General features: G+C 61.0%; 13 protein-coding genes and 3 tRNA genes. 8 read left to right on the top strand and 8 right to left on the bottom strand.

Annotated features, from left to right (window positions below; all coding sequences use genetic code 11):
* Window positions 1-329: 329 nt before the first annotated feature.
* From LKD37_RS15805 to LKD37_RS15785, 5 genes are all read right to left on the bottom strand, one after another.
* Window positions 330-417 (bottom strand) — tRNA-Leu (locus LKD37_RS15805).
* Between the two features lie 31 nt (window positions 418-448).
* Window positions 449-536 (bottom strand) — tRNA-Leu (locus LKD37_RS15800).
* A gap of 38 nt (window positions 537-574) precedes the next feature.
* Window positions 575-661, bottom strand: a tRNA-Leu gene (locus LKD37_RS15795).
* 105 nt (window positions 662-766) lie between these two features.
* A complete protein-coding gene (locus LKD37_RS15790) occupies window positions 767-1,423 on the bottom strand; it encodes a Crp/Fnr family transcriptional regulator (RefSeq protein WP_302930052.1) in 657 nt (218 codons plus the stop codon).
* Complete coding sequence (locus tag LKD37_RS15785) at window positions 1,395-2,087, bottom strand: phosphatase PAP2 family protein (RefSeq protein ID WP_302930051.1); 693 nt, start codon at window positions 2,085-2,087, stop codon at window positions 1,395-1,397. Before LKD37_RS15785 ends, LKD37_RS15790 begins: the two co-directional genes overlap by 29 nt.
* Before the next feature lie 165 nt (window positions 2,088-2,252).
* Between LKD37_RS15785 and tig the strand changes: the two genes are divergently transcribed.
* Window positions 2,253-3,518, top strand: a complete 1,266-nt coding sequence (tig, locus tag LKD37_RS15780; RefSeq protein ID WP_302930050.1) for a trigger factor — start codon at window positions 2,253-2,255, stop codon at window positions 3,516-3,518.
* 138 nt (window positions 3,519-3,656) lie between these two features.
* On the opposite strand, the gene LKD37_RS15775 is transcribed toward tig, so the two are convergent.
* The 3 genes from LKD37_RS15775 to LKD37_RS15765 are packed head-to-tail and all read right to left on the bottom strand — an operon-like array spanning window position 3,657 to window position 4,563.
* The gene (locus LKD37_RS15775) at window positions 3,657-3,869 is read right to left on the bottom strand and encodes a phosphate acyltransferase (RefSeq protein WP_302930054.1); all 213 of its coding nucleotides are present in this window, start codon (window positions 3,867-3,869) and stop codon (window positions 3,657-3,659) included.
* Window positions 3,788-4,138, bottom strand: coding sequence for a hypothetical protein (locus LKD37_RS17775; RefSeq protein WP_302930055.1), 351 nt, complete (start codon window positions 4,136-4,138; stop codon window positions 3,788-3,790). The genes LKD37_RS15775 and LKD37_RS17775 overlap by 82 nt, the downstream gene beginning before the upstream one ends.
* Window positions 4,139-4,173: 35 nt before the next feature.
* Complete coding sequence (locus LKD37_RS15765; RefSeq protein ID WP_302930049.1) at window positions 4,174-4,563, bottom strand: acetate and sugar kinases/Hsc70/actin family protein; 390 nt, start codon at window positions 4,561-4,563, stop codon at window positions 4,174-4,176.
* Between LKD37_RS15765 and LKD37_RS15760 the strand changes: the two genes are divergently transcribed.
* The 7 genes from LKD37_RS15760 (at window position 4,538) to LKD37_RS15730 (ending at window position 9,607) form a co-directional block, all read left to right on the top strand.
* Window positions 4,538-6,097, top strand: a complete 1,560-nt coding sequence (locus LKD37_RS15760) for a thiamine pyrophosphate-dependent enzyme (RefSeq protein ID WP_302930048.1) — start codon at window positions 4,538-4,540, stop codon at window positions 6,095-6,097. The two genes, LKD37_RS15765 and LKD37_RS15760, sit on opposite strands and share 26 nt — an antisense overlap.
* Window position 6,098: 1 nt before the next feature.
* On the top strand, window positions 6,099-6,677 hold the full coding sequence (locus LKD37_RS15755; protein ID WP_302930047.1) for an indolepyruvate oxidoreductase subunit beta: 579 nt from the start codon (window positions 6,099-6,101) through the stop codon (window positions 6,675-6,677).
* Between the two features lie 229 nt (window positions 6,678-6,906).
* Window positions 6,907-7,551 (top strand): helix-turn-helix transcriptional regulator, encoded by a 645-nt coding sequence (locus tag LKD37_RS15750; protein ID WP_302930046.1) that lies wholly within the window; start codon window positions 6,907-6,909, stop codon window positions 7,549-7,551.
* 227 nt (window positions 7,552-7,778) lie between these two features.
* A complete protein-coding gene (locus LKD37_RS15745; RefSeq protein WP_302930045.1) occupies window positions 7,779-7,958 on the top strand; it encodes a hypothetical protein in 180 nt (59 codons plus the stop codon).
* A 115-nt stretch (window positions 7,959-8,073) separates the two neighbouring features.
* Window positions 8,074-8,880, top strand: coding sequence for a DUF6282 family protein (locus tag LKD37_RS15740; RefSeq protein ID WP_302930044.1), 807 nt, complete (start codon window positions 8,074-8,076; stop codon window positions 8,878-8,880).
* Window positions 8,881-8,917: 37 nt separating this feature from the next.
* A complete protein-coding gene (locus LKD37_RS15735) occupies window positions 8,918-9,253 on the top strand; it encodes a cupin domain-containing protein (RefSeq protein WP_302930043.1) in 336 nt (111 codons plus the stop codon).
* A 48-nt stretch (window positions 9,254-9,301) separates the two neighbouring features.
* Entirely contained in the window at window positions 9,302-9,607 is a 306-nt protein-coding gene (locus LKD37_RS15730; RefSeq protein WP_302930053.1) for an aldolase/citrate lyase family protein, read from the top strand.
* Window positions 9,608-9,619 lie beyond the last annotated feature (12 nt).

Genomic DNA, 9,619 nt, shown 5'->3' with positions numbered 1-9,619 from the left:
CATCAAGTTTTTCTTGCTGTCATACGACGTTTTTTTAAAGCAAATTTCGAAAAAATCTATAGTGTTGAGTTATGACACGAAGAAGTCCTGAAACCGTAAGGTTTCGGGACTTCTTTTTTGCTTTCGCAGGGACCTTACCCGGCGGGTTTCTAACACTTTTCTAACACGTGATTCTTGATTAAAAAAATGGAATCAGGGATCCCGTGCGCTGCGCCAACGCACAGCATGCGAAAACACGCTGTGCCGACTCATGCAAAACCGGCCGCCCCATGGCGCAAAAAAATCGGACACCAACCTGATACCCATCGTATCAAAATTGGTGTCCGATTTGGTGCGCGAGGCGGGACTTGAACCCGCACGCCCGTAATGAGCACTAGAACCTGAATCTAGCGAGTCTGCCAATTCCACCACTCGCGCGCATGAATGAAGTTTTTTTGGGGAAAAGAAGTGGTGCGCGAGGCGGGACTTGAACCCGCACGCCCGTAATGAGCACTAGAACCTGAATCTAGCGAGTCTGCCAATTCCACCACTCGCGCATATCCGAAGTTCTTTTCCCACAGACGAAAGAGGAAAGTGGTGCGAGTGATGGGACTTGAACCCACACGTCCAGTCGAACACAAGCACCTCAAGCTTGCCTGTCTGCCTATTCCAGCACACTCGCAAATCAGCCTCAAATCGAATGCTTGTTTATTATAGCATGACTGCCAGAAATGTCAAGCATTAATTTACAAAATATCTGTTTTTTTTCGACAGGCTGCGCTGCCCCTTACCGGGCCGGGGTGCACAGGGTCACCTGCCGCCCGGCCACCTCCACCAGGTGCTCGTCCTTCATCTTCTTCAGTTCCCGCATCATGGCGCTGCGGTCGGCGGAGATATAGTCCGCCAGGGCGCTGAGGGAGAAGGGCAGCTGGAAGCTGGGCTTCTGCCGCTGTCCGGCCAGCAGGCCGAAATAGCACAGCAGCTTCTCCCGGATGCTGCGGCGGCTGAGGACCTCCACCCGCTCGGACAGGGCGGCGGCCTTTTCGGTCATGATGTGGAACATATTCTCCACCAGGCGGCTGTGATGGGCGCAGGCCTTTTCGCAGCGGCGGGTCATGTGCTCGTCCTGCATGAACCACACCCGGCAGGGCTCCTCGGCGATTACGGTGATGCTGTCTCCGGCCACGTTCTCGAACATCAGCATCTCCCCGAACACGCCGCCGCTTTCCAGGTGCTCCAGAATGGTGCGGCTCCCCTGGCGGTCGATGCGCTGGATCACGGCGCTGCCCCGGGCGATCAGGCCCAGATACTTCCGCCCCTCGGCGAAGTCATACACGGTCTCTCCGGCCCGGAAGCGCTCCTCCCGCACCCCGAAGCACAGCCGCATCTGCTCCTGCTCCTCCAGGGTGATCCCCTCAAGAATCGGCGTTTTGACAGCTTCCATAGCGCAGCCTCTTTCCTTCCGCCATCAGGCGGTCTCTTTTCTTTCCGATGACGACGTACACGATGATATCGCCCAAAGCCCCCACAAACAGGCCCGCCAGAACGTCAATAAAGGCGTGCTGCTTGACAAACAGCGTGGCGGCGATGATGACGATGCCCAGGGCCAGGGACCCCGCGCGCCAGCCCCACTTCCGCAGACCCGGCGTGTGCCACACGGCGGACACCGCCGCGATGACCCCCAGCACATGGACGCTGGGGAACACGTTGGTGTTGGTGTCCAGGGCATAGGTGTTCTGCAGCAGCCAGGCGGCGATGTTGTGGTGCTCCATTACCGCCGGGCGCAGGTCCTGGCCGTTGGGCACCAGGGCACAGAACACCGTGGCAGTGGTGAAGGTGATCATAATGGTCCACATATACCGCCGGAAGCCCTCGCCGTCCTTGATGATCAGGTACAGGCCGATGGCCACCAGCAGGAAGGCCCAGGCGTCATAGGGGAAAATGAACCACTCGCAGAAGGGAATATAGTCGTCGATGGCCGTCTGGGTAGCCCAGTAGTTGTCGGTGATGAGATGCTCGATGATGAAAAACATGGTCAGGTACACCGGCAGATACAGCCCCCACCACATATGCGGGTGTTCCTTGATGAATTTCTTAACGGTTTCCATGGTATTCCTCCGAAAGTGATAGTGCAATAGATGATACCATAATGCGCGGAAAAAGAAAAGGGGAAAGTGATATATGTCACAGTTTTTTTACAATTGGAAACGGTTGCGGCGGCGGGGCTTTTCCGGTATAATAGGGGACAAGATCATAAATTTGGAGGAGCATCCATGACCGTACTGAACAAAGAGATGAAGGAAAACAACCGGGTGGAGCTGACCATCCGGGTGGAGAAGCCGGAGTGGCAGAAGGCCCTGGACGATGCCTATCAGGCCAACCGGGACCTGTACCCCGTGGACGGCTGCGCCCCCGGCAAGGCCACCCGCCAGGCTCTGGAGCAGGCCTACGCCCCGGACGTGTTCTATCAGGAGGCGGTGAACGAGACCTTCCCCCGGGCCCTGGTGGAGGCCTTCGGCCAGGAGGAGATCCTGGTGGCCGGAGCGCCGGAGCTGCGCATCGTGGACATCGGGCCGGAGGGCTTCACCTTCGCCGCCCTGGCGGAGCTGTATCCGGAGGTAAAGCTGGGCAAGTACAAGGGCCTGGCCGCCCCCATGCCCCAGGCGGAGCTGTCCAACGACGATGTGGACAAGGCCGAAAGCGAGTGGCTTCAGGCCCACCTGGTGGAGGAGGAGCGGGACCGGGCCGCCATGGGCGACGAGGTGACCCTGGACTTCGACGGCTCCGTGGACGGCGTGCCCTTCGACGGCGGCAAGGCCGAGAACTATCCCCTGCTGCTGGGCAGCGGCATGTTCATCGACGGCTTCGAGGAGCAGGTGGCGGGGATCCGCCCGGAGGAGGAGCGGGAGATCCATGTGACCTTCCCCCAGCAGTACACCCCGGAGCTGGCGGGGAAGGCGGCGGTGTTCCGGGTGAAGGCCCACCGCATCGTCCGCCGCAGTATGCCGGAGCTGAACGACGAATTTGCCCGGGCCCAGGGCTTTTCCGACGCGGCGGCCCTGCGCCAGGCCATCATGTCCGCCGCCCTCCAGCGCAAGGAGGCCCAGGCCCGGGACGCCTACGCCGACGCCCTGGTGCGCCAGGTGCTGGACGGCATGGAGGTCCGGGTCCCGGATTCCATGGTGGAAAGCCAGCTCACCGGGCTTTTGCATGAGCTGGAAAGCCGCCTGATGAGCCAGGGCGCGTCCCTGTCCGACTATCTGCAGATGGCCGGCATGACGGAGGAGGACCTTCGGGCCCACGCCCGGGAGAACGCCCTGGAGTCCGCCCGGTATGAGCTGGCCATGACGGAGATCGCCCGGCTGGAGCATATCCGCGTCACGGATGAGGACGTGGAGCGCCGGTATCAGGAGATGTCCCGGCAGTTCGGCGTGCCGGTGGAGCACATCCGCCAGCAACTGCCCCCCATGCAGCTGAGCCACGACCTGAAGCTGGCCTATGCCCGGGCCGTGGTGGTGGACAGCGGCGTCCGGCTGTAAAACCTCCGCGGACGGTCCCGGAACAGGGCGGGACACCCCCGGGACAGACCCGGGATAAAGCGGGACAAAAATACAGAGCACCCCCGGGGCGATGCCCCGGGGGTGCTCTGCGTCTGTGAGTGGGTCTTTGCGGAATTTTTACTTGGCCAGCAGCACGCCCATGGCCAGGGAGGCATACTTGGACGCCGGGTCGCTGGCCCGGGAGGGCAGGATGATGGGGGCGGCGGCTCCCATAACGATGCCGGCGTTGGAGGAGTGCATCAGATAGTTCAGGGTCTTGGAGAAGGTGTTGGCCACCTCGATGGACGGGGCCAGGATGATGTCGGCATGGCCGGGCACCGGGGAGTCGATGCCCTTTTTCCTGGCAGCCTCGGCGGAGAGGATGTTGTCCATGGCCAGGGGCCCTCCACCACGGCCCCGGGGAAGGCCCCCCGGTCCGCCATCTTGCACAGGCAGGCGGCGTCCACGGTGGCCTGCATCTTGGGGTTCACCGTTTCCACGGCGGCCAGGCAGGCGGCCTTGGGGGTCTCGATGCCCAGGGCCCGGGCCACGGCGATGCCCTTGCGGCCGTGGGCCAGGGCTGCCTGCAGCAGCTGGTCAAAATTGCGGATCTGTTCCATAGCGGGAGGTTCCTTTCTTATATGTAATGATGTAATCAGTTATATTCCTTGGGCTGGAGCTCGCCGGTGAGGACGGCGTTGAGGTAATAGGCCAGGCTGTCCATCTCCTCCTCGCCGGGCTTGCAGATCACCCGGCCCAGATAGGAGATGCGGGAGAGCAGCAGCTGCCGGAAGGCCTGGGAATAGATGACGCCGCCTGTGAGGACGATGGCGTCCACCTGGCCGCTGAGCCCGGCCTGCTCCAGGCAGCGGGCAATGACCCCGGCGCGGTAGTCCGCCTGGTCCAGCACGTTGGCGAAGGGCTGCAGCTCCTGGGCCACGGTGCGGGCCACCCGCTTGTGGTTCAGGGTGTGGGTGCGGCCATAGCGGGGCAGCAGCGGGTGGCCGGATACCCGGGCCATGGCGGCCATGAAGCACTTCGGCATGAACGTGGCCTCCGACGCGGTGTTCCCCTCCGTGTATATCGGCGCCACCGGCGGCCTGGTGTATGTCTGCGCCGACGACCCCGGCATGAACAGCTCCGGCACCGAGCCCGACAGCCGTCATTTCGCCCCCCACATGAAGATGCCCATGCTGGAGCCTGCCGACAGCCAGGAGTGCAAGGACTTCACCAAGCGGGCCTTTGAGCTGTCCGAGCAGTTCGACACCCCCTTCATGCTGCGCACTACCGTCCGGGTAAACCACGGCAGCAGCATCGTCACCCTGGAGGACCGGGTGGAGGTTCCCGTGAAGCACTATGAGCGGGACATCATGAAAAACACCAACATCCCCGCCCTGGCCCGGAACAAGCACAAGACCGTGGAGGAGCGGCTGGTGCGGCTGCAGGAGTTCTCCAACGAGACGGACCTGAACCGTGTGGAGCTGCACGACACCAAGATCGGCGTGATCTGCGCCGGTATCTGCTATCAGTACGCCCGGGAGGTGTTCGGCGACGGCGCTTCCTATCTGAAGCTGGGCTTCACCTATCCCATGCCCGACCGCAAGATCCGGGAGTTTGCCGCCCAGGTGGACAAGCTCTATGTTCTGGAGGAGCTGGACCCGTTTATCGAGGACTATGTCCGGGGTCTGGGCATCGAGTGCACCGGCAAGGCGGTTCTGCCCCTGTATCTGGAGTATTCCGCCGACATCATCCGGCGGGCTCTGGGCCTGCCCGGCGTCAGCGCCGCCTATGAGGCTCCCGTTCAGGCGCCGGTGCGCCCGGCCAGCTTCTGCGCAGGCTGTCCGCACCGGGGCATCTATCACGAGATCAGCAAGTATAACGGCAAGATCGTGGCCACCGGCGACATCGGCTGCTATGCCCTGAACATCAACCCTCCCTTCAGCGTGACCCACACCCAGATCGACATGGGCGGCAGCATCACCGCCGGTCACGGCTTCGAGCGGGTGGAGCGCTTTGCCCAGCGGGGTCTGAAGGTATTCTCCTTTATCGGCGACTCCACCTTCTTCCACTCCGGCATTACGGGCCTGATCAACGCCGTGTATAACGGCGCAAAGACCAGCATCTTCATCCTGGACAACAGCACCACCGGCATGACCGGCCACCAGGACAACCCCGTCACCGGCGTGACCCTGATGAAGGACGTTACCACCGCCGTGGACATCAAGACCCTGGTGCTGGGCTGCGGCGTGAAGCCGGAGAACGTGCGCACCGTGGACCCCTATGACCTGAAGGCCACCGCCGCCGTGGTGAAGGAGGCCTATGAGGCCGAGGACCTGTTTGTGGTCATCGTGCGCCAGCCCTGCGCCCTGCTCAAGAGCGTTATCGCCCACCGCAAGGGCCAGCACTGCCGCGTCAACGCCGACAAGTGCCGCAGCTGCAAGGTGTGCATCAACAAGACCGCCTGCCCCGCCCTGACGGTGGGTGAAAACGGCGTGTCCATTTCCACCGAGGACTGCAACGGGTGCACCATCTGCCAGCAGATCTGCCCCTTCGGCGCCATTGAGAAGGAGGGCGAGTGATATGTCCAACACGAGATCCATCGCCATTGTGGGCGTGGGCGGTCAGGGCACCGTTCTGACCTCTGATATCCTCATCGAGGGCCTGGTGGACCTGGGCTTCGACGTGAAAAAAAACGAGCAGCACGGCCTGTCCCAGCGGGGCGGCAGCGTCAACTGCATGGTCAAGTATGGCCAGGCCGTGTACGCCCCCATCATCGCCGACGGCGAGGCCGACGTGGTGGTGGCCTTTGAGAAGATCGAGGCCCTGCGCTGGCTGAAGCTGCTGAAGGCCGGCGGCACCCTGATCGTCAACGACAACGAGATCCTGCCCATCCCCGTGAAAATGGGCAAGGCCTCCTATCCCCACGATGCCATTGAGCAGCTGCAGCAGACGGTGGAGCATGTGTGCCCCATCCGGGCCACGGAGCTGGCCCAGCAGCTGGGCACCATCCGCGTGGCCAGCATCATCCTGCTGGGGGCTCTGGTGAAGAAGCTGGGCCTGGAGCAGTATGACTGGACGGCCCTGATCCGCAGGAAGGTGCCCGCCAAATTCCTGGAGGCCAACCTGAAGGCCTATCAGGTGGGTCTGCAGAGCGTCTGACCTTATCACGCGCCGGGGAGACGCCTTTCCACTCCCCGGCGCTTTCTCTCCTTATACCGCACATTTTCTTCCTCATTTTTCCCATACCATGCAGATGCGCACCCGGCCCTCCACGCCGGGTGCGCATTTGCGCGGCGAAATTTTACATGGGGAAATGTTGGAATTTTCATCCGGATATGGTATAATACTTGTAAGAATTTTTCAAAGAGAAGGGAACCCCTCCATGGATATGGTAAACAGACTGATTCAGATCGCCAAGGGCATTGCGCTGTCGCTGGGCGAAACCTGCGAGGCCGTGGTGCACGACGGCGACCACCGCATCGCCTATATCGCCAACGGGCACATCTCCGGCCGGGAACAGGGCCAGCAGATGGAGGAGAGCGTGTTCAAATATTTCGAGGACGAGACCCGGGCCAACAACGGCACGGTGGTGCGCCTGACCCGGAAGAACAACGGCGAGCTGCATAAGTCCACCACCATGATGTTCTTTGACGAAAACGGGGCGTATGAGGCCATGCTGTGCTTCACGGTGAACCTGACGGCCCTGGACCAGGCCAAGAAGATGCTGGACTCGCTGATGAACGTGATGCCCTTCGACTCGCCGGAGGCCATAGGCTCCGACCTGACCATCGCCGACTATTCCAAGCTGGTCATCGCCGACATCATCAAAACCGTGGGCAAGCCCTCGGCCCTGGGCTCCAAAGAGGTCAAGCTGCGGATCCTACGCAAGCTGGAGGAGAAGGGCGTGTTCCAGCTGAAGGACTCGGTGCCCCAGGTCTGCGAGCTGCTGGACATTTCACAGGCCACCCTGTACAACTATCTGCGGGAGATCCGCACCCAGGGCAGCGGCTTCCTTCCGCTCTCCCAGAAATAAGAAAAATTTTACAACAAGTACACCGGTCAAGTAGGGAGTCTGCACAATGGCACAGCCCACTAAGGCGATAATTTCAAACGAACAGAAAAGTGGCATTCGCAAAGGCAGCAACAGGGCTTCAACCGGCAAGGTTGGAGCCTTGTTGCTATCCGCATATATGGTATAATCGCATCTTTGCGTTTTTGCAACTGCCGGAGTATAATGGAAGCGTCAGGAGGTGCCGGACAATGAAAGAACAGAAGTATCATATCTATCTGACCGAGCAGGAACGGTCGGAGGTTATCAAATCCCTCATAGACCTGAAAAACGCGCTTATCCGTCAAGGCAAATACACGGATGCCGTTGACGATTTGCTGGTGAAGCTGACCGGCGCAAAGCGAAAAAAGCTGAAGGTCGTATACATCTGAATAGAGTTCGAGCCGCTTATTCCCAATCGGAGTAAGCGGCTCTTTTCATTTCAGGTGGAGCTTTCCGTCAAAGAGCTTTCCTTGAAACGGCGGTTGTTTTCCAATAGCTCATCAAATGCTGCTGGAGGCCCAGCAGCACCACTTCTCCGCCTTTGTGGTGAAGGACCACTACTGCCCCACCATGCTCTCGGCCTATATCGCCGAAAAGTATGTGGGCGACGGCAGCTGCCGGGTGTTCGGCGGCATCGCCCTGAACAACTCCGTGGGCGGCATCAATCTGAAAGCGGTGGACGCCGCCGTGGCCATGGGCGCAAAGCTGGTGTGGATGCCCACGGTGTCCGCCCTGCGGCACAAGATCATGCACTCCGGCAAGGGCGTGGCCTTCCCCGCCAGCAAGGGCATGAGCGTGGCGGAAAAGCCCATCATGTACTTGCAGGAGGACGGCAGCCTGCAGCCCCAGGTGCTGGAGGTGCTGGACTATCTGGCGGCTCATCCCGACGTGATCCTGGCCACCGGCCACGGCAGCCGGGACGAGATCGACGCGCTGATCCATGCCGCCGTGGAGCGGGGCGTGCAGCGCATTCTGGTGAACCATCCCCACTATATGATCGGCGCTTCTCTGGAGGATATGGTGGCCTGGAGCCGCCTGGGGGCCTATATTGAGCTGAACGCCGTGGCCTTTGTGCCGGATTCCAAGTTCCACTCCAACGAGATCGAGGAGGCCCGGAACATCGTGGCCGCCGTGGGTCTGGACAAGATCGTGGCGGACTCCGACTATGGCCAGAACGGCAACGGCAGCCCCGTTCAGGGTCTGCTGCGCTTCATCTCCATGCTGCAGGAGGCCTGCGGCCTCACCCAGGAGCAGATGGAGGTCATGACCTATCACAATCCCGCCTGGCTGCTGGGCCTGGAGACCCGCTGACCGGCCGGACGAACATTTTATCAAGGAGGAACCTGTTATGATTTACAATTGTGCCAACTGGGCGGACCTGCCCTGGACCGAGGTGCGCCCCGGCGTGCGCCGCAAGGCCTTCACCGGCGAGGGCGCTACCTTCGCCATGAACGAGCTGCAGCCCCACCATGAGCCCCGGCCCCACAAGCATCCCTATGAGCAGATCGCTTACATCGCCGCCGGCGTGTGCGACTACCACATCGAGGACCAGGTGTTCCGTCTGACTCCCGGCGGCATGCTGGTGATCCCTCCCAATCTGATGCACTATGCCGAGGTGGTGGGCGATGAGGTTCTGGTGAACTTCGATATCTTTACCCCCAAACGGGAGGAGTACGTCAAATGATTGCCCGGGAGCTGAAGGAAAAGCTGCGCCGCCGCCCACACGGAGGAGCTGTGCCGCCGGGAGGATATTGACGTGCTGTTCACCGGCCCTATGGACATCAGCCAGTCTCTGGGACATCCCGGGGATCCGGCCCATCCGGAGGTCCAGCAGGTGGTGCGGCAGGTCATTGATACCTGCAACGCAAACGAAAAGCCCTTCGGTATCTTCGTGGGCACCACGGAGGCCGCCCGGAAATACCGGGACCTGGGCGCGTCCTATATCGCCATCGCCTCTGACCTGGCGTTTATGGCCAAGGGCTATCACCAGATGGTGGACGAGAAATTGGATTTCGCTTCTTTTAGTGTTATTCCATGATTAGAGTCGCTT

Origin of the sequence: Brotocaccenecus cirricatena, from assembly GCF_020687045.1 — a bacterium.
Lineage (GTDB): Bacteria > Bacillota > Clostridia > Oscillospirales > Oscillospiraceae > Vescimonas > Vescimonas cirricatena.
The sequence above is the reverse complement of the archived record's forward strand: the minus strand, read 5'-3'. Positions and strand labels throughout refer to the sequence as shown.

Bases quoted from the DNA above. Each gene is read 5' to 3' on its own strand.
- LKD37_RS15790 (WP_302930052.1), bottom strand. From the start codon at position 1,423: ATGGAAGCTGTCAAAACGCCGATTCTTGAGGGGATCACCCTGGAGGAG.
- LKD37_RS15785 (WP_302930051.1), bottom strand. From the start codon at position 2,087: ATGGAAACCGTTAAGAAATTCATCAAGGAACACCCGCATATGTGGTGG.
- tig (WP_302930050.1), top strand. From the start codon at position 2,253: ATGACCGTACTGAACAAAGAGATGAAGGAAAACAACCGGGTGGAGCTG.
- LKD37_RS17775 (WP_302930055.1), bottom strand. From the start codon at position 4,138: ATGGAACAGATCCGCAATTTTGACCAGCTGCTGCAGGCAGCCCTGGCC.
- LKD37_RS15760 (WP_302930048.1), top strand. From the start codon at position 4,538: ATGGCGGCCATGAAGCACTTCGGCATGAACGTGGCCTCCGACGCGGTG.
- LKD37_RS15765 (WP_302930049.1), bottom strand. From the start codon at position 4,563: ATGCCGAAGTGCTTCATGGCCGCCATGGCCCGGGTATCCGGCCACCCG.
- LKD37_RS15755 (WP_302930047.1), top strand. From the start codon at position 6,099: ATGTCCAACACGAGATCCATCGCCATTGTGGGCGTGGGCGGTCAGGGC.
- LKD37_RS15750 (WP_302930046.1), top strand. From the start codon at position 6,907: ATGGTAAACAGACTGATTCAGATCGCCAAGGGCATTGCGCTGTCGCTG.
- LKD37_RS15745 (WP_302930045.1), top strand. From the start codon at position 7,779: ATGAAAGAACAGAAGTATCATATCTATCTGACCGAGCAGGAACGGTCG.
- LKD37_RS15740 (WP_302930044.1), top strand. From the start codon at position 8,074: ATGCTGCTGGAGGCCCAGCAGCACCACTTCTCCGCCTTTGTGGTGAAG.
- LKD37_RS15735 (WP_302930043.1), top strand. From the start codon at position 8,918: ATGATTTACAATTGTGCCAACTGGGCGGACCTGCCCTGGACCGAGGTG.